Origin of the sequence: Acinetobacter sp. ANC 3882 (assembly GCF_022549545.1) — a bacterium.
GTDB lineage: Bacteria > Pseudomonadota > Gammaproteobacteria > Pseudomonadales > Moraxellaceae > Acinetobacter.
In genome coordinates this window covers 23,395-42,205 of record NZ_JAKZGB010000002.1, presented here as the reverse complement: position 1 = coordinate 42,205, position 18,811 = coordinate 23,395, and the positions used below count along the sequence as shown (strand labels likewise).

Here is an 18,811-nt window from a genome sequence, read left to right as displayed (position 1 = left end):
TTAAAATGAGGGAATACCCAAGATTATCGCTTACTGCTGTTGTTGTTCCTGCTGCCAACGACGCTGTTGTAAACGTTCACCTTCAACTTCACGCTTATTTAAGGCTCGTTCATACAACTTGGTGCCGCGTAGTTCAGGCGGCAAATAGTCCTGCAACACAAAATGCTCTGGATAATTATGCGGATACAGATAATCCACCCCATAACCTTGCTGTTTCATCAACTTGGTCGGTGCATTACGCAGATGTAATGGCACAGGTAAATTTGCAGTTTTTTCTGCCAGCTCCAACGCTCGATTAATGGCTAAATAAGTACTGTTACTTTTCGGACTGGTCGCCAAGTAAACTGCACATTGCCCCAAAATAATTCGTGCTTCAGGCATCCCTACCGCTTGTACTGAACGGAAGCATTCTCCTGCCAGTAACAGGGCATTTGGATTTGAATTACCAATGTCTTCCGATGCAGCTATCAGCATACGACGCGCAATAAAGACTGGATCTTCGCCACCTTTCAGCATCCGAGCCATCCAGTACAGTGTCGCATCTGGATCACTGCCACGAATAGATTTGATAAATGCTGAAACCAGATCGTAATGCTGCTCACCTGATTTGTCATAGCGGGCAATATTTTGCTGCGCCACTTTGACCACAATCGCATTGGTCACGATATTTTCAATATCAGGCTCAAAGGTACTGGCAATCAGATCAATCAGATTGAGCGCCTTACGTGCGTCACCCGCAGCGAATTGAATCAGTGCATCGTATTCTTCAATCTGAATAAAACGCTCTTTCAAGAACTTATCGCTTTGAATGGCTTTATTCAGTAAGGTTTGAATGGCATCTGCATCCAGACTATTCAGGGTATACACCTGACAGCGGGACAGCAACGCACTATTGACCTCGAAAGATGGGTTTTCTGTGGTTGCGCCAATCAAGGTGATTTTGCCTTTCTCTACCGCATTGAGTAAGGCATCTTGTTGCGATTTATTGAAGCGATGAATCTCGTCAATAAATACCACAGGTGTCAACAAGTCACCACTTTCCGCAATCACTTCACGAAGCTCTTTTACGCCCGTATTCAACGCAGACAAGCTGATAAAAGGACGATCCACAGCTTGAGCCAGTAACAATGCAATCGTGGTCTTCCCGACGCCTGGCGGGCCCCAAAAGATGATTGAAGGCAAGTGCCCTTGATCAATCATCTGACGTAACGGGGCGTTTTCACCTAGCAAATGATCTTGTCCAATAATTTCGGACAAGTCTCGAGGGCGTAAACGTTCAGGTAAAGGAATATGCGTATCTGACATCATCACTGGCTTTATGATCTTTTGTCCTAGTCTATTGTGTCTGACGCAAATCTACAATTTGAATCTGTAGACATGCGACATTCTATTGCGCGCTGTTCACTTGAATCAATTGCTGCATCACGCCATAACTGGCTTTAATCCGTTCTTGATTCGGAAAATTGGTATTGGCTAACATGACAATCCCGATTTTTTGTTGTGGAATAAAGGCCGCATACGCACCAAAGCCATTGCTTGATCCCGTTTTATTAAAGAACGTTGTTGCTGAAGCAATTTTTGGCTGCTGGATTGGTGTAACTGTATGGCTTTCTAAGGCCATTTTACTTGAGTTGCCCTGTAACAGTGTTTCAAGCTTAACGGGATAAGCATATTGCTCCCATCCCAAGCCTTGTGTCATCGCACCGACTTTAAAATACCCCACATGGGTATTCTCTATTGCTTTGCGGAACGGCTGTTTTAACTGCTGCGGGTTGATCTGTGCATCCAAAAATTTCAGCATATCCGCACTGCTACTTTTCACGCCATAGGCTTCGGCATCCAACATACCAGGTGATACACGTATGGCTTGATCTGCTTTATAGCCCCATGCATAGTTCGGCATCTGTTGCTCAGGTACCTGAACAAAACTTTGTGTTAGTCCCAATTGGGGGAAAAGGGTTTGCTCCAATAATTCAGAATACGGTTTCTTCATCGCCAATGCCGTGACATAACCCATCAAACCAATACTCGGGTTGGAATACTGTCTTGCCGCACCGACTTTAGTCTTTGGCTGCCATGTTTGAAAATACTTGACCATATCCTGTGGCTGGATCACCTGATCAGGAAACTGCAAAGGAAAACCACCTGCGCTATAGGTACCGAGATTCAGTAAGGTGGCACGATTCACCGCAGTGTTCTTGAGTTCAGGAAAATATTTGGCAGGATGATCAGCAAATGAAAGCTGGCCTTGTGCTTGTGCATAACCTGCTAAAGTTGCATTAAAGGTCTTACTCACCGAGCCAAGTTCAAATAAGGTATGGTTACTAATGGGTTGCTGGCTTTGTTTCGACGCTACCCCATAATTCACGAAATAATGCTTGCCATTCAATGTGACTGCAACCGCCATACCAGGGATTTTATACTGTGCTAACAATGGTTTGAACTGCTGGTCTACAATTTTTTGAACTTGTTGCTCCGTCAAAGTTCCAGCCCAAAGTGCTGAACTGCTAGACACTAATCCTGTCAGTAAACATAGTTTTTTTAAAGTCATAGAAAAGGTATTCGGCTGATTCATGGATTGTTTCACTGGTAGTTAAAATTTAATTAGCACTGAGTTTCAGTAACTTGGCATGCGGACCATCTTCGATGACCCAAATCGAACCATCCGTGGCTTGCTGTAGCCCACGAATTCGCTGTTTCATATCGAGCCGTTGTACTTCGTGTACAGGTTCAGATTTCAAGTCCACCACCACAACGGCCTTCGAAGATAAACCACCGATGAGAGCCTTATGTTGCCATAAAGGGAACTGCTGACCTGAATAAATGATCATGCTGGAAGGTGAAATCACAGGCGTCCAATCAATTGCAGGAGCTTTAAATTCTGGACGGGTATGATGATCTGGAATGGGCAAACCCGAATAATGATCTCCATTTGAAACCACGGGATAGCCATAATTTTCACCTTTTACAATACGATTCAACTCATCGCCGCCTTGAGGGCCCATTTCAACCACCCACAGTTGGTCTTGCGCATCAAATGCCATACCCAGTGGATTACGATGACCTAAAGACCAAATTTCAGCAGTGACTCCACCCTGTTGATAAAATGGATTCCCCTCCGCAGCAGTTCCATCCTCATTCAAGCGCAAGACTTTGCCTAAATTACTTTTTAAATCCTGAGCAGGGTCAAATTTCTGCCGCTCGCCCGAGCTGACCCACAGTTTGCCATCTGGTCCAAATTGCATACGATGCCCATAATGCCCCTGTCCTGAGACCTTAGGCACTTGCTGCCAAATGGTTTTTAAATTGGTGAGTTTGGGTTGTGCAGGATTGGATAAATCCAGCGTGGCGCGTGCAATCTCCGCACCATATCCAGCTTGCCCTTTGCTGGCATAGCTCAAATACAGCTCGTGATTATGCTGAAAATCGGGGTGTAAAATAATATCGCCTAGGCCACCTTGCCCGCCATAACTCACGGTTGGAACACCAGCTACATCGATACTGGTTTTGCTTTTAGGATCGAATAATTTTAATTGTCCTTTGCGTTCCGTAATCAATAACCGTTGATCAGGCAACTTGGTGATCGCCCAAGGTTTATCGAATTCGGCCACAGACTCGGTTCGATACGTTTGCGCAATGCTCTGACTCGAAGCATGTTGCGCTATATTCTGCTCTGGCGTTTTGGAATTGCTTTCGTTGGAACCACAAGCGACCAAAAATAAAATGCCACTGTATAGCACAGGTGTCATCAACAGTTTATTCATGGCATATCTCCCTCTTTTTATTCTTATCTTAGGGAATTGCATTCATAAAAATACTGTAAAAGTGTTGTTATGATGACTGGGTTTTGTTGATTATTTAGGTCAAGATCAGCGTATCCAGCGCACAATATAGTCTTCAATCTGTTCCTCATCAATTTCAGTTTCTGAAATACAGCGCCCAGCTGCGGACTTCTTCGCCTTGATCACACTTTGACGCGAACCTGTATTGAGGTAATGCCAAGACGGTAAATTCTTGCCCTCACTTAAACGACGGTACGCACAGCTTGGCGGCAACCAAGAAATCGTACTGAGCCGCTCAGGTGTCAGTTGAATACAGTCAGGCACTTGTTGCTGACGGTTGGGGTAATCTGAACAACGTGCGGTTTTACAATCCAACAATTTGCACGACACTTTGGTATAAGCCACCTCTGTGGTTTCTTCGTCTTCTAACTTGACCAGACAACATAAACCACAACCATCACACAATGCTTCCCACTCCGCATTGCTGAGCTGATCAAGCGGATATTGTTTCCAAAAGTTGGGACGCAGTTCGACGGACATACCAATTGTTTCAATTTTAAAGGAGCTTTGCATTATAGCATTCATCCATGCTCAACTTGGTCCAATCTCTTTTAACTCATTTAACACTTCTTTAAGTATTAAACATTTAAACCACATAAACACCACATTTCGCTCAAAAAACACACGCTATAGTGGACTCATAACGAAAAAATTAGGAGAACACGACATGTTCCGTTGGGCCATTATTTTTGCTGTAATTGCACTCATTGCCAGTTTATTAGGTTTTGGTGGTGTGGCAGGTTTATCCAAAGATTTCGCAGTCATCTTATTGGTTGTTGCCGTCATCTTAGCAATCGTTGGGTTTATATCTAGAGGTAAAGTCTAGTTATCTGACTTACCCAAAAAATAAAAAAAGAAGAATCTTGGTATTCTTCTTTTTTTATTTTTAATCGCCGCTAAAACAAGCGTATTTATTCTGTTTTTACGCTGCCATCCATTTTCCTTTTTATGTTTTAATCAATGCATTCTAAAAATACAGATCAGGATTATAGAATGAGCTTCCCGATTAACACACGTGAAATTGAATATACCGCTCCCGATGGTCAACGCTTAATTGGTTATTTCGCTGCGCCTGCAATTGACATGCCTGTTGCAGGCGTGATTGTTGCACCTGAATGGTGGGGGCGTAATGCATACACTGAGCAACGCGCACGTGAGCTTGCCGAACATGGTTTTGCTGCTCTAGCAATTGATATGTATGGCGATAAAAAAGTGACCACGGCTGTACCACAAGCTTCAGAATGGATGAATCAAACTTTTGAGCATGCAGATACCATCGTCAATCGTGCTCAAGCAGGCTTAGAAACTTTAGCAGCTCAAGCAGAAGTCAATGCAGATAAACTTGCAGCAGTCGGTTTCTGTTATGGTGGTAAAGTGGTGTTGGATTTAGCTCGTTCAGGTGCAGATTTAAAAGCAGTTGCAACCTTTCATGCCATCTTGAGTCCTAAAGCCCCTGCTGAGAAAGGCAAAATTAAAGCCGAGATTTTAGTCCTGCATGGTGAGCTGGACAGCATGGTGACCTTAGACAATGTCGCAAGCTTCCGCCAGGAAATGCATGATGCAGGCGTTGATCACGACGTGATTATTTTTGAAGATGCAAAGCATGGTTTTAGTAACCCACTTGCTGATGAGCGTGCCAAAGCCAATAACGTGGACCTAGGCTATAACGCTGAAGCAGAACGTCAAAGTCTTGAAGCGATGTACGAGCTGTTAGATAAACATTTAAAGTGATTCAAAAGAACTATCTCTAAAGACCACCATAAATACGGAATTGAACAAATATCTAGTTTGTTTAAATCCTAGATACCTTTGCTGTTTGTAAGTCAAAATCTAGACTTTCGTAAACATTTAATGGTGCAAAGGCGGCATGAATGCCGCCCGTTTGGCTGCCTTGCGCTGCTTTCAAAGCTTTGCTTTGAAATTGCTCAGGATGTGCCGTCAGCCAAACAAAGGGGGTTTGTTACTTTTGCCCCGTCAAAAGCAAGACATCGCCTGCACGTAAATATATAAACTTTCAAAAAATGGGGTAGTGCAAACTTAACGGAGTCTTGCCAAGTTCTCATCGAATTTCAAACCATGTCTTTGACGACCTACATCTCATTTATTTTCCTGTAGAATTTTCACACCGCAAAAAGACCCATTTCCGCTATACTACACCCCAGCTTTTTACTGTTCTGATTCATGCCTGATTTTTCATTTTCTGATGCACTGCTTACCTGGTTCGACCAACACGGTCGCCATGACTTACCATGGCAAGTTGCCGATGATCCCTACAAAGTTTGGGTCTCAGAAATCATGCTACAACAGACGCAAGTCAAAACTGTACTGCAATATTTCGATCGTTTTATTGAACGTTTTCCGACTGTAGAAACCTTAGGCCAAGCCAGTTGGGATGATGTCGCCCCGTATTGGGCAGGACTCGGCTACTATGCTCGTGCACGCAATCTACATAAAGCGGCAGGGATCGTTAGCCAAAAAGGTGAATTTCCAGAAACCCTAGAACAATGGATTGAGCTGCCCGGCATTGGCCGCTCCACTGCTGGAGCATTGATGTCGCTTGGCTTACGCCAGTACGGCGTGATTATGGACGGTAACGTGAAACGTGTTTTAGCGCGTTTTCTTGCAATCGAAGATGATTTATCCAAGCCACAACATGAACGAGCGTTATGGAAAATTGCAGAAGATCTTTGTCCAGAAGAGCGCAATCATGATTATACCCAAGCGATCATGGATTTAGGGGCAACCGTGTGTACCCCAAAAAAACCGCTGTGTTTATATTGCCCGATGCAAGAGCACTGCCAAGCCTATCAACAAGGCATCGAACAGGAACTGCCCTTCAAAAAAGCCAAGAAACCCGTTCCAGTTAAAACAGCCAATGTGTTACTGATCCAATCTGGAGATGAATGGTTCTGGCAACAGCGTGAAGCGCATGGTCTGTGGGGAGGATTGTATTGTCTTCCTATTATTGAACAAGCAACCGAATTACAACAGATTGAGCAGCACTTTAAACTACAAGCTCAAGTATCATCATTGCAGATTAGCCATAGCTTTACTCACTTCACTTGGTTACTGCATGAAAAGCTGTTCCACGTGGAACATGATCAAAAAGAACAGTTGAGCATCGAATTAAATGGCATATGGCTAAGTCCAGAAAATGCGATTGCCAAAGGCATTCCAACAGCCATGAAAAAATTGATTACAGCCAAGCAAAACACTTAAAGCGTTTTATGCTGTCGATCAAAATGCAAGGAGTTTGTGTGCGTCGTTCGATTTCCTATACCATTGTTGGCGTGTTGATGGTCCTACTTTCAGCATGTACCACTGCCCCAAAAAAACCGACACCCTTGCCCAATGCACAGGTGAATAAACTAAAAAGTATGCGTTTAGACAGCCGCCTACCCGTTCCAGTCAAAGGTGTGAGTCGAAACGAATTACGTGATACTTGGGGTGCTGCACGTAGTCAAGGTCGTAGCCATGAAGGCATCGATATCATGGCAGAGCGTGGTACGAAAGTGTATAGTGCGACCGAAGGCTTAGTTGCTGATTTACGTAATAATAATTTAGGTGGCAAAGTGATCTGGATTATTGGGCCAGCAGGCTCTTGGCACTATTATGCGCATCTGGACGGTCATAAACGCGGTCTCAACGTTGGTGACTATGTGCGTAAAGGTGATCTGATCGGTTATGTGGGAAATACTGGTAATGCTCGTTATACTTCTCCACATTTACACTACGGAATTTATTTAAATGGCAAAGGGCGTGGTGCAGTCAATCCATACCCGTATTTACGTTAGGAATCTACAATGTCAGAAGCATTGATTGAACGTCTGGTTGAATTTGCAGAGTCTGGAAATCAGCAAAAAATCATTATTGGTGGTACCAGCTATCAAGGTTGGATCATGGAAATTACCGAAGATGCGTTGTTGATTAGCACAGGCTTTGCCGATAAATCAGGTAAAGACTTTTGGCTTAAATTTACTGATTTAAATAGCGCAGAACTGTATTATTGGGATACTCGCCCAAATGAATGGGTGACATTCCAACTTTAAATTATGCTGTTCAAATAACAACAAGGAGCATCAAATATGTCAACTCAACGCTGTGGCTGGTGCTCCGATGATCCCCTCTATATTGCCTACCATGATCAAGAATGGGGTAAGGCTCAACATGACGAAGCCCATTTGTTTGAGATGCTCTGTCTAGAAGGACAACAAGCCGGACTTTCATGGATTACGGTACTGAAAAAACGTGATCACTACCGCTCACATTTCTTTCAACATTCCATTTCGGAAGTCGCGGCACTGACGGATGATCAACTCGAACTCAAACTCAGTGATGCAGGCTTAATCCGTCACCTCGGTAAGCTGAAAGCAATCCGTGATAATGCAATTGCTTGGCTCAAACTCAAAGATGAGGTCAACGACGTCCCTGCTTGGTTATGGAGTTTTGTCGATCATCAAACCGAAAATAATGATGTGGCGAATTACCGCGAAGCACCTGCACAAACTGAACTTAGCCAGAAACTATCAAAAACCTTAAAAAAACGTGGCTTTAAATTCGTGGGCCCAACCACCTGTTATGCGTTTATGCAAGCGGTTGGTATGGTCAATGACCACGAAAATCATTGCCAATTTAAATAACAAATCATCATCGATTTTCCTTGAATGGGAGTTCCAATGAGCAATAATCAAATTCGCGCTTATGCTGCAATGCAAGCAGGTGAGCAAGTGGTGCCGTACCAATTTGATGCGGGAGACTTAAAAGCCCATCAAGTTGAAGTCAAAGTTGAATATTGTGGCCTGTGCCACTCCGATCTGTCTGTAATTAATAATGAATGGCAATCATCGGTTTACCCTGCGGTTGCTGGACATGAAATCATTGGTACCATCCTTGCATTGGGATCAGAAGCCAAAGGATTAAAAGTCGGTCAACGCGTCGGGATTGGTTGGACTGCTGAAACCTGCCAAGCCTGTGATCCTTGTATTGGTGGCAATCAGGTTTTATGTACAGGTGAAAAAACAGCAACCATCGTAGGCCATGCAGGCGGTTTTGCAGATAAAGTCCGTGCAGGTTGGCAATGGGTCATTCCCCTTCCAGACGATTTAGATCCCGAAAGTGCTGGCCCACTGCTCTGTGGTGGCATCACGGTATTTGATCCTTTGCTGAAACATAAAATCCAAGCCACGCATCATGTCGGGGTGATTGGTATTGGTGGTCTCGGTCATATCGCGATTAAGTTGCTTAAAGCATGGGGTTGTGAAATTACCGCTTTCAGCTCGAACCCAGATAAAACCGAAGAACTCAAAGCTATGGGTGCCGATCACGTGGTCAATAGCCGTGATGCTCAAGCCATTAAAGCACAACGTGGCAAGTTTGATTTATTGCTCAGTACAGTCAATGTAACGCTGAACTGGCAAGCCTATTTAAATACTTTGGCGCCAAAAGGTAGTCTACATTTCCTCGGAGTAACTTTAGAACCGATCCCTGTTTCTGTCGGTGCAATCATGGGAGGTGCTAAATCTGTCACCTCTTCGCCTACTGGTTCACCTTTGGCACTCCGTCAACTTTTACAGTTCGCTGCACGCAAAAATATCGCACCGCAGGTTGAGTTATTTGCAATGTCACAACTGAATGAAGCGATCGAACGACTGCACTCGGGCCAAGCGCGTTATCGTATCGTACTCAAAGCTGATTTCGATTAATTCATGCTTTTCTGTACCCAATCCGCCAACTGTTGAATCGCTTGGCGGATTTCACCTTAGTCTTTTATTCAACTCAGCCCCAGAGATATTCTCTGCAAAACAGTTAAAATGACCAGTTTCCGCAATCGAAGTGGCTGCTTGAATAAAAGCATGCCATCCGGTCCGTGCCAATGCACTCCCTACACTGATTCGTCGAACGCCTAAAGATGCTAGCTCTTGAACACTAAACTCACTGTCCCATGCAATCAGAACATTTACTGGCTTGGGTGCTACAGCTTGGACCACCGCAACAATCTGATCTGCTGTTTTTATACCAGGCGCATAAAGACAATCAGCACCCGCAGCAGAATAGGCTTTCAGTCGAGTAATGGTATCGTCTAAATCTGGAACACCAATAAAGAAATTTTCAGCACGTCCGATCAACATCACGTCTTCACCACTTTCATCAATCGCTTTACGTGCTGCGGCTATCCTCTTAACAGCCTCCTCAAGCTCTCGTAATGGCTTTTCCGTATTTCCAGTCGAATCCTCAATCGATATCCCTGCAACACCTGTTGCAATCGCCATTGTTACGCTTTCAAAAACGCCCTCGATCGTTTCTGCAAAACCACTTTCAAAATCTGCATTCACAGGTAGATCGGTTGATTGAACTATATAACCAAGATGAGCGAGTACCTCTGCACGTGACAACTGTCCATCCGTTTTACCGCAAGACCATGCATAACCCGCACTGGTGGTTGCTAAAACCTGATAACCGAGTTGCTGCAACATTTTTGCACTCCCTGCATCCCATGGATTAGGCAATACAAAACATCCTGCCTGATGCAGATCACGAAATATTTTTCTTTTTTCAGCAATCGTGCGTTGCATTTTTTGGTGCCTCTTTAATTCAGATTGTTGATTAGATCTTAATACTCTAATGAACTTAAACTCGCCCGTGTCCAATCTGCCAATTGTTGAATCGCTTGGCGGATTTCTGCTGTTAACGCATGACCGGCATTTAAACGCAAAAAGTGCTGATAACGCCGATCTTCGCCAAATACTTCTCCTGGCACAATATTAATTCCTTGACCTTGTGCAAAATAATACAACTCCAAACCTGTAATACTATTTGGTAGTTGCATCCATAAAGCATAGCCACCTTGTGATTGGCTTAATCCAATCGGAATCCCCTGAAACACCTCGAGAATATAAGCCCGATATTGTTCAACCTGCCGCATCAGTTTAGGTCTTAACTGGTCCAAATGTTCTCGATAACCACGGCTGTAAATAAAATCGGCTAAACCGAGTTGCAAAGGCGTATTCACTCCCACATTGTTGGCCAACAATTGCGGTCTTAAATATTGCAGCTGTTGACCCAAGCAAAACCAACCAACACGATAAGCTGTAGATAATGATTTAGAAACCGAACCGCACCAGATGACATAGCCCTCCTGATCCCAATAGCGAATGGGTAAAGGTCGTTCTTTTTGAAAGCTACATTCGCCATAAATATCATCTTCCAAAATAAAACATTGATACTGCTGGGCCAGTTGAGCAATCTGCTGTTTTTGCTCATTACTGAGACAATATCCCAATGGATTCTGAAAATTAGCGGTCAGTAAACAAAGCTTAGCACTGCCCTGTTTCATAAAAAACTCTAAGCGCTCCAGATCAATGCCACGATGATCTGCTGGAATCTCAATAATCTTACGTTTCAGGCTAGCCAACATTTGCAACTGACCATTAAAGGTCGGGGTCGGAACTAGAATACTATCGCCCTCTTTGCTGATCTGTTGGATCAACAGCGATAAGGCAGGCATACAACCATTGGTAATAAAAATATCATCTGTCGCAACATAGATGCCGTCTTCACGCCAATGATCAGATAAGGCTTTACGAAGTTGCTGATGTCCTTGTTTATTACAATATAAAAAATCTTCAGGCTGGCAATGTTTCAATGCACGTTGCAAAGAGCGACGCAAGCCATCAACAGGAATTAAATGTGGAGACAGTTGGATCGCACCCAATGGCGTTAAATGATGTTGAATCGATGCCGTCTGTATTTGATTTTGCAGATCTAAATTTGAAACCTGTCGAGCTTTGGACTCAAAATTCGGGCTGTCAGGTACTGCACTTTGATATTGTCTAGAATTCACAAAATAGCCCGATTTTGCTTTCACATAGATCAGCCCTTTGGCTTCCAACAATTCATAACACTGTTGTGCCGTACTCAAACTCACACTTTGCTGACGCGCAAATTCCCTTAAGGAACTTAATTTCTGTTGGGGTTGCAGCTCATGTTGATAAATCTTGTGAGCCAATTGTTCTGCCAAGCGCTGATAGTGAAAAGTCATCTCTGTACTGCTTTTTTATAAATTTCTGTATCTGTATTGGTTTATACAACACCTTTAAGCTATAAAAATCAACAGCCAAAGGATAAGACCATGAAAAATAATATCTTATTTATATTAAGCACTGTTTTATTTACAGGCTGCAACCTCACTGACCAAGCGACTTATCAGCAACAACAGGTGTGTAAGTCTCTTTCAGAAGGATACTTACGACTTCAAAATCAACCGACCTATGAATTATGGAAAATGGAAAAAGCTGAAGCTCCGCAGCAAACTCGCATCATCAAAATGACCTATAAAAAGCCCAATGAAAATGGTCTGATGCTCTCAAGCAACTTTCTGCCAACGGTCGAACTTGAATGTAAATTACAGCAGCAACATATTGTGGTTTCAGTGATACAGAAAACGGGGCCATCAATTCCAGTGCTGAATGTACAACTTCAAAATGAGGCTATTGGCAAACCGAGAAGCCCTGACTTAGTTGCTCAGTCAAGAACTCAATAAATAAACGGACCCGTTTTGGCAAGTGCTCTTGTTGATAATAAACAGCATGGATGCTTTGATAAGAATGTTCAATTTGATCTTCAAACAGTGCTTCTAGACGCCCTTCTCGCATGTCCTGCCAGATTTCAAACTCGGAGAGTCTAGCAATGCCTTGCCCGCGCAAACATAATTGGCGTACTGTTTCACCACTCGATGCTTTTACTTTGGGCTGGGCCTGAAAATATTCAGCTCCAATTTTAATTGGCCATGTATTGATATAGGTAGGACGGGTAAAACCAATCACATCATGCTCAGTTAATGCCTTGGGGTGTAAGGGTTTACCTTTGCGTTGTAAATAGTCTGGACTAGCAACAATATAAATACGACTTTTACACACCAATTTGGCATGTAAGCTGGAATCATGTAATTCACCAAAACGGAAAGCAACATCCGTCTTATGTTCCAAAAGATCAATCACCAGATCATTGCTGTTCAACTCGATTTCAATATTGGGATAACACTTTCTAAACTTATGTACCAATGGTGTGATCACATGCAAGATAAATGGTGTCGCGGAATCTATTCGTATTACCCCCGACGTATCCTGATCTGATTTTTGTAGAGCCTCTTCGGCTGCATTCAGATCACTTAAAATTTTACGGGCCTGTTGCAGGAATTGCTGCCCTTCCTGTGTCAGTTTTAATTTGCGAGTAGTGCGTTCTAACAACGTCACTTCAAGTTTAGATTCTAAGCGACTAAGCGAACGACTCAATCCAGATGCGGTCTGCCCCAGCCGCTCAGCCGCAGCAATAAAGGAACCTGTATCGACAATGGTCATAAAAGCCAGCAGTTCTTCTACGGTTGATTTCATTGTCACCCTTCAATTATTGATATTTAGTCAACTGTATTTTGCAAATTCATCTATTTTTTAGCAACAATAATCATCGCAAAATAACAGCCATCAAATAGCTCTGCCGAGCATGAAAAAAGATTAGGTGAAAAATATGCGTATCCCCCAATTTGGTTTAGGTACTTTCCGTCTTAAAGAACAAGCGGTAATTGATTCCGTCAAAACAGCCCTAGAAGTGGGCTATCGTGCAATTGATACCGCACAGGTTTATGAAAATGAAACGGCAGTTGGTCAAGCAATTGCTGAAAGTGGTGTCGCACGTCAAGACTTGTTCCTCACCACAAAAATCTGGGTCGACAATTTTGCTGAAGACCAATTCATTCCCAGCTTAAAAGACAGCTTACAAAAGCTTCGTACGGATGCTGTCGATCTCACCTTGATCCACTGGCCTGCTCCACAACTCGGTGTGTCCATCCCAAGTGTGATGCAATTGTTATTAGAGGCAAAGCAACAAGGTTTGACCAAGCAAATTGGTATCTCAAATTTTAATATTGCTTTGACTCAGCAAGCAATTGACAGCATTGGTGTAGAACACATTGCAACTAACCAGATTGAGTTAAGTCCTTATTTGCAGAACCGCACATTGGTCAATTTTTTACGTGAACAGAATATTGATGTGACCTCATACATGACCTTAGCTTATGGCAAAGTGCTGCACGATCCAACTTTATTGGAGATTGCAGCACAGCATCAAGCAACGACTGCGCAGGTAGCCTTGGCTTGGGCATTACAAAATGGTTTTGCTGTGATTCCATCATCAACCAAACGCGAAAATCTGATCAGCAACTTAAAAGCTCAAGACTTAACCCTAAGTGCAGAGGAAATGCAACTGATTGCCCAACTTGAACGCAATGGTCGTGAAGTGAGTCCGAAACCATTTGCGCCTGAATGGGACAAATAACATGAGCAGCCGCATTAATCTGCCGTTATTGGCACTGGCGATTGGTGCCTTTGCCATCGGAACCACCGAATTTTCACCCATGGGCCTGTTACCCAATATTGCCAATGATCTCGGTGTATCCATCCCAAGTGCCGGTATGCTCATTACAGGCTATGCGCTGGGCGTAATGTTGGGTGCGCCGATCATGACCTTATGGTTTGGTGGCTTTGCCCGTCGTAATGCCCTGATTCTACTGATGGCAATCTTTACCATTGGCAACCTGATCGCAGCCTTTGCACCCAACTACATGAGCTTAATGGGTGCTCGGTTGATTACCAGCTTGAATCATGGCGCTTTCTTCGGGATCGGCTCTGTGGTCGCAGCCAGTGTGGTGCCTGCAAATAAACAGGCCAGTGCAGTGGCCACCATGTTTATGGGCCTGACCATCGCCAATATTGGTGGTGTCCCGCTGGCAACTTGGGTGGGGCAAAATATTGGTTGGAGAATGTCTTTCCTTGCGATTTCAGCCCTCGGTGTGATCACCATGCTGTCGCTCTGGAAAGCGCTTCCTGTCGGATCGGTTGGACAAAAGCCGAATGTCAAAATGGAGTTAAGCGTCCTTACTCGCTTACCCGTGGTCTTGGCCTTGCTCACGACGGTGTTTGGTGCTTCCGCGATGTTTACCTTATACACCTATATCGCGCCAAGTCTGGTTGAGTTCACCCATGCGTCACCGACCTTTATCACCCTCATGCTGGTTTTGATCGGGATTGGTTTCTCGATTGGTAATCACTTTGGTGGTAAGTTCGCAGACTTATCGATTGATAAGACCCTGATTGGTTTCTTGATCTTGCTGATCACATTGATGGTTGTTTTCCCAATCCTTGCCCAAACACAATTAGGTGCAGCGATCGGATTGGTGATCTGGGGTGCAGCGGCCTTTGCCATCGTTCCGCCATTGCAAATGCGCGTGATGTCAGTTGCACATGAAGCCTCTGGACTTGCTTCTTCTGTGAATATTGGTGCGTTTAACTTAGGCAATGCGATTGGTGCGGCAGCAGGCGGTGCAGTATTAAGTCTCGGTTTAAACTACGCAGCTGTTTCCATGATCGGTGCGGTACTGGCAGGTATTGGTTTAATCTTGGTTTTCATTCAAATGAAATTAGCAGCCAAACCAGACACGCCATTACAACAATGCCCGCAAGCTTAAGCTCACATAAAAAAGCCTGATTTCAATCAGGCTTTTTTATTATTTCAATAAATCTGGCAACTTTGGTTGCGCATATAACGGATTATTCACTTCTTTTTTCATTTTCATGAGCATTTGATAGGGTTGCTGCTGCACAAACATATTCACAAAGCTCAGTGGAATCGCTCCTGCTGGATCTGCATAGCCACTGGTGGTCACTTTAACTTTGTTATTTGCCAAGCGTTGGAAGGTCCAATCACCCGCATATTTGCTTAAACGCACCACATCAGGCTGCTCAGGATAATTATTTTGAATGGCATTGTTTTTAATACTAATGCTGCCATCTGCATTCTTACTCATTTTCCCTTTAATCACCACATCACGGTCTTTTAAAGGAAATGGAAAATCCAAAACCATATACAGGGTGAATTCGCCTTTCTTATCATCTCGAGACAACATTTGAGCCTTACCCACATACGGCACCCATTGTGGCGTACGTTCTACATCCAGCACCACAGCCACAGCACGTTCTAAAGGTACATCAAAGGTTGTTTCAGCTTTATATTGAATAATCGGATTGCTTTCTGTTTGGTAGGTCCAAACTTTAATATTATTGCGATTTAAACTCAGTTTAGCGGTATCGGTTGCAGCAGTTACAGCCAAGCTGCTGATACTTAGCAGTGTGGCAAGAACAATGTGTTTTTTATTCATGTCATGCTCAATTGTTGTAATGGTCAGGAGAGCTTGCGTGACTTCAAAGGGAAGAAAGCGCAGCAAGCTCTTTTATAGTACAAAAAAGGAACGTTTTATACTTCAATATCGTTAAAGCCTAAAACATCTTTCATATCATATTTACGCGCTTCACGACCAACCACCCACGCCGCTGCACGAACTGCACCTGAGGCAAAATTCATACGGTTGGTTGCTTTATGCGTCACTTCTACACGTTCACCTTCACCGATAAACATCACCGTATGTTCGCCCACGATATCGCCACCGCGAATAGTTTCAAAACCAATGGTTTGACGATCACGCGGACCGGTATAACCTTCACGACCATAGACCGCAACTTCTTTCAAGTTACGACCTAGGGTATCTGCAATTGCCTCACCCATCATAAATGCCGTGCCTGATGGCGCATCCACTTTATGACGATGGTGCGCTTCAATGATTTCGATATCAACCGTATCGCCAAACACTTTTGCAGCCAGTTCTAATAATTTAATCGAAACGTTCACACCTACTGAATAATTGGCAGCGTACACGACAGGTGTCTGTGTGGCTGTTTCATCCAGAAAGGCCTTTTGCTCATCTGACATCCCTGTGGTACCAATCACCATTGCCACGCCCGCTTCACGGCATAACTTTAAGTGCTGTTCAGTCGCGACAGGCGCGGTGAAATCAATCACCACATCACAGTCTTTCAACACTTCACTCAAACTTCCCACGATCTTGACGCCGATGCTGCCAATACCAGCAAGCTCGCCTGCATCTGCACCGACCAAACTGCTTTCTGGACGCTCAACAGCCGCTGCAAGTTGATAGCCTGCTTGTTGTACCGCTTGAATCAGAATACGCCCCATGCGTCCGCCTGCACCCAAGATTCCAATGCGTGGAGAAGATGACATAATTTTTCCCAGTCTTTTATTTAAACAATTCAGCTACTATAGCAAAACTCTGTGCCTGCGCTAAAAAATTCCAATAAAAAACCTGCCGCAGCAGGTTTTTTATGGAGGTTTAATTAGTCAAATAGACGATCAAAGAACGATTTTTTCTTTGGTGATGAAGCATGACCATCACCTTCGAAAGAGGCTTGTAACTCTTTCATCAATTCACGTTGACGGCCGGTCAAATTCACTGGTGTTTCAACCACAATACGGCAAAGTAAATCACCCACCATGCTGCTACGTACTGGGCGAACACCCTTACCACGTAAACGGAACAATTTACCTGTTTGTGTACCTTCAGGAATTTTTAAGCTGACACGACCATCAAGGGTCGGGATTTCAATTTCTTTACCTAAAGCAGCATCGGCAATGCTGATTGGTACATCCATATATAGGTCAGCGCCATCACGTTGGAAAATTTCGTGTTCACGAACAACAACTTCAACGTATAAATCGCCTGCCTGACCATCACGGATGGCTTCGCCTTTACCCGTTAAGCGTACACGATCGCCATTGTCCACACCGGCTGGAATGGTAACTTCAAGTGTTTGTTGACGGTCTGCAACGCCTGAACCATGACAGGTATTACACGGGTTTTTAATAATTTGGCCTTGACCACGACAGGTACTACAGGTTTGCTGAACCGAGAAGAAACCTTGTTGCATACGCACTTGACCAGCACCATGACAGGTACGGCAAGTTTCGACATCTTTCGGATTTTTAGATCCTTTCCCATCACAGGTTTCACATGGCGCTGGCGCAGTGAAAGTAATGGTTTTTTTCACGCCTTTTACAGCTTCTTCAAGTGTGAGTTCCATGACATAACGAAGGTCTGAACCACGGCGTTGACGTTGTTGACGACCACCGCCACCAAACGCACCACCAAAGATATCGCCAAACTGACTGAAAATATCTTCTGCGCTAAAACCACCGAAGCCGCCACCCGCACCACCATAGCCGCCTTCAAAGGCACTGTGTCCTGCGCGGTCATACATGCTGCGCTTTTCATCATCAGAAAGCACTTCATATGCTTCTGCAGCTTCTTTGAACTTTTCTTCAGCTTCTGCGTTGTCAGGGTTACGGTCTGGATGATACTTCATCGCCAACTTACGATAGGCTTTTTTGATCTCATCATCACTTGCGGTTTTCGAAACGCCTAAAACCTCATAATAATCACGTTTAGCCATGGTTGGCGGTGCTCCTCACGGAATTTACTTAAATCTAAAAAACAAATAGGCTCTGCTGACTTTAGAAATAAAAAATCAACAGAGCCTTAATAGGGGCTGTACAATAAATTTACAAGGTCTATTGCAATAAAAAAACGATAAATTTAGAAAACGGCTTTATTCTTAAAGTACTTCGCAATACCTTTCAGCCAAGCATTCAATAAAAATAACCATGCAATTGAACCAAATACCACTCCAGCAACCGTCATTGCGGTCACCCAAAGTGCGCTGTTCCAAACAAAAAAGAACAGTGGAATAAACCAGAGCGCTGCAAAGAAGGCCATCAGCAAAAACAACATCACATTACGCATAATCCAAAGTGCATGCGCATGTATCCATACTTCGGCATTATCCACAGTCGCAACTTTTCGTGCTAATAGGTACGCAAATGCAGCAAACACTATCGTAAATAATGCAAGAAACATGAACACATAAGAAATCGCCACATAGCGGCGATGCTGCTCAATACCGTCTTGCCCCATGCTCTCTATCACCTCATTCACAGCATTATGCAAAATTTGTCATGCTATGAAATTCAATTATTTTTTGGTCTTAAAATATAGGTGCTACTATATTGAA

General features: G+C 43.8%; 21 protein-coding genes. 10 read left to right on the top strand and 11 right to left on the bottom strand.

Going from position 1 to position 18,811, the window contains the following annotated elements; all coding sequences use genetic code 11:
• Nucleotides 1-30 precede the first annotated feature (30 nt).
• The 4 genes from MMO42_RS05325 to MMO42_RS05310 all read right to left on the bottom strand — a co-directional run bounded on the left by MMO42_RS05325 (nucleotide 31) and on the right by MMO42_RS05310 (nucleotide 4,322).
• Nucleotides 31-1,305 carry a replication-associated recombination protein A gene (locus MMO42_RS05325; protein ID WP_171067499.1) on the bottom strand — a complete coding sequence of 425 codons (1,275 nt, stop codon included), beginning with the start codon at nucleotides 1,303-1,305 and terminating at the stop codon, nucleotides 31-33.
• A gap of 82 nt (nucleotides 1,306-1,387) precedes the next feature.
• Nucleotides 1,388-2,575 (bottom strand): class C beta-lactamase, encoded by a 1,188-nt coding sequence (gene ampC / locus MMO42_RS05320; protein WP_241319624.1) that lies wholly within the window; start codon nucleotides 2,573-2,575, stop codon nucleotides 1,388-1,390.
• Between the two features lie 25 nt (nucleotides 2,576-2,600).
• On the bottom strand, nucleotides 2,601-3,764 hold the full coding sequence (locus MMO42_RS05315) for a PQQ-dependent sugar dehydrogenase (protein ID WP_241319623.1): 1,164 nt from the start codon (nucleotides 3,762-3,764) through the stop codon (nucleotides 2,601-2,603).
• Nucleotides 3,765-3,869: 105 nt separating this feature from the next.
• Nucleotides 3,870-4,322 (bottom strand): YcgN family cysteine cluster protein, encoded by a 453-nt coding sequence (locus tag MMO42_RS05310; RefSeq protein ID WP_241319914.1) that lies wholly within the window; start codon nucleotides 4,320-4,322, stop codon nucleotides 3,870-3,872.
• A gap of 187 nt (nucleotides 4,323-4,509) precedes the next feature.
• On the opposite strand from MMO42_RS05310, the gene MMO42_RS05305 reads away from it, so the two are divergent.
• The 7 genes from MMO42_RS05305 to MMO42_RS05275 all read left to right on the top strand — a co-directional run bounded on the left by MMO42_RS05305 (nucleotide 4,510) and on the right by MMO42_RS05275 (nucleotide 9,544).
• On the top strand, nucleotides 4,510-4,668 hold the full coding sequence (locus MMO42_RS05305) for a DUF1328 domain-containing protein (protein ID WP_004776391.1): 159 nt from the start codon (nucleotides 4,510-4,512) through the stop codon (nucleotides 4,666-4,668).
• A 167-nt stretch (nucleotides 4,669-4,835) separates the two neighbouring features.
• Nucleotides 4,836-5,573, top strand: a complete 738-nt coding sequence (locus tag MMO42_RS05300) for a dienelactone hydrolase family protein (RefSeq protein WP_241319622.1) — start codon at nucleotides 4,836-4,838, stop codon at nucleotides 5,571-5,573.
• A 450-nt stretch (nucleotides 5,574-6,023) separates the two neighbouring features.
• Nucleotides 6,024-7,061, top strand: coding sequence for an A/G-specific adenine glycosylase (gene mutY, locus MMO42_RS05295; RefSeq protein WP_241319621.1), 1,038 nt, complete (start codon nucleotides 6,024-6,026; stop codon nucleotides 7,059-7,061).
• Between the two features lie 38 nt (nucleotides 7,062-7,099).
• Nucleotides 7,100-7,636, top strand: a complete 537-nt coding sequence (locus MMO42_RS05290) for a M23 family metallopeptidase (protein ID WP_241319620.1) — start codon at nucleotides 7,100-7,102, stop codon at nucleotides 7,634-7,636.
• A 9-nt stretch (nucleotides 7,637-7,645) separates the two neighbouring features.
• Nucleotides 7,646-7,891 (top strand): hypothetical protein, encoded by a 246-nt coding sequence (locus tag MMO42_RS05285; protein WP_241319619.1) that lies wholly within the window; start codon nucleotides 7,646-7,648, stop codon nucleotides 7,889-7,891.
• Between the two features lie 36 nt (nucleotides 7,892-7,927).
• Nucleotides 7,928-8,482 carry a DNA-3-methyladenine glycosylase I gene (locus MMO42_RS05280; protein WP_171550932.1) on the top strand — a complete coding sequence of 185 codons (555 nt, stop codon included), beginning with the start codon at nucleotides 7,928-7,930 and terminating at the stop codon, nucleotides 8,480-8,482.
• Between the two features lie 36 nt (nucleotides 8,483-8,518).
• On the top strand, nucleotides 8,519-9,544 hold the full coding sequence (locus MMO42_RS05275; protein ID WP_241319618.1) for an NAD(P)-dependent alcohol dehydrogenase: 1,026 nt from the start codon (nucleotides 8,519-8,521) through the stop codon (nucleotides 9,542-9,544).
• A 51-nt stretch (nucleotides 9,545-9,595) separates the two neighbouring features.
• On the opposite strand, the gene MMO42_RS05270 is transcribed toward MMO42_RS05275, so the two are convergent.
• Nucleotides 9,596-10,414 carry an isocitrate lyase/phosphoenolpyruvate mutase family protein gene (locus tag MMO42_RS05270; protein WP_241319617.1) on the bottom strand — a complete coding sequence of 273 codons (819 nt, stop codon included), beginning with the start codon at nucleotides 10,412-10,414 and terminating at the stop codon, nucleotides 9,596-9,598.
• A 38-nt stretch (nucleotides 10,415-10,452) separates the two neighbouring features.
• Nucleotides 10,453-11,880, bottom strand: coding sequence for a PLP-dependent aminotransferase family protein (locus MMO42_RS05265; protein ID WP_241319616.1), 1,428 nt, complete (start codon nucleotides 11,878-11,880; stop codon nucleotides 10,453-10,455).
• A gap of 90 nt (nucleotides 11,881-11,970) precedes the next feature.
• Between MMO42_RS05265 and MMO42_RS05260 the strand changes: the two genes are divergently transcribed.
• Nucleotides 11,971-12,381 (top strand): hypothetical protein, encoded by a 411-nt coding sequence (locus MMO42_RS05260; RefSeq protein ID WP_241319615.1) that lies wholly within the window; start codon nucleotides 11,971-11,973, stop codon nucleotides 12,379-12,381.
• Here MMO42_RS05260 and MMO42_RS05255 read toward each other — a convergent pair.
• Entirely contained in the window at nucleotides 12,329-13,231 is a 903-nt protein-coding gene (locus MMO42_RS05255) for a LysR family transcriptional regulator (RefSeq protein ID WP_241319614.1), read from the bottom strand. The genes MMO42_RS05260 and MMO42_RS05255 overlap by 53 nt on opposite strands.
• A gap of 133 nt (nucleotides 13,232-13,364) precedes the next feature.
• Between MMO42_RS05255 and dkgB the strand changes: the two genes are divergently transcribed.
• Together dkgB and MMO42_RS05245 are read left to right on the top strand one after the other, a co-directional pair.
• A complete protein-coding gene (dkgB, locus tag MMO42_RS05250; protein ID WP_241319613.1) occupies nucleotides 13,365-14,171 on the top strand; it encodes a 2,5-didehydrogluconate reductase DkgB in 807 nt (268 codons plus the stop codon).
• Nucleotide 14,172: 1 nt separating this feature from the next.
• A complete protein-coding gene (locus MMO42_RS05245; RefSeq protein WP_241319612.1) occupies nucleotides 14,173-15,360 on the top strand; it encodes an MFS transporter in 1,188 nt (395 codons plus the stop codon).
• 39 nt (nucleotides 15,361-15,399) lie between these two features.
• Here the strand turns inward: MMO42_RS05245 and MMO42_RS05240 are convergent, their stop codons facing one another.
• From MMO42_RS05240 to MMO42_RS05225, 4 genes are all read right to left on the bottom strand, one after another.
• Nucleotides 15,400-16,050, bottom strand: a complete 651-nt coding sequence (locus tag MMO42_RS05240; RefSeq protein WP_241319611.1) for an START domain-containing protein — start codon at nucleotides 16,048-16,050, stop codon at nucleotides 15,400-15,402.
• Between the two features lie 95 nt (nucleotides 16,051-16,145).
• A complete protein-coding gene (gene dapB, locus MMO42_RS05235; RefSeq protein WP_005297729.1) occupies nucleotides 16,146-16,967 on the bottom strand; it encodes a 4-hydroxy-tetrahydrodipicolinate reductase in 822 nt (273 codons plus the stop codon).
• Between the two features lie 113 nt (nucleotides 16,968-17,080).
• Nucleotides 17,081-18,193 carry a molecular chaperone DnaJ gene (dnaJ, locus tag MMO42_RS05230; protein ID WP_241319610.1) on the bottom strand — a complete coding sequence of 371 codons (1,113 nt, stop codon included), beginning with the start codon at nucleotides 18,191-18,193 and terminating at the stop codon, nucleotides 17,081-17,083.
• A 143-nt stretch (nucleotides 18,194-18,336) separates the two neighbouring features.
• On the bottom strand, nucleotides 18,337-18,714 hold the full coding sequence (locus tag MMO42_RS05225) for a hypothetical protein (protein ID WP_241319913.1): 378 nt from the start codon (nucleotides 18,712-18,714) through the stop codon (nucleotides 18,337-18,339).
• Nucleotides 18,715-18,811 lie beyond the last annotated feature (97 nt).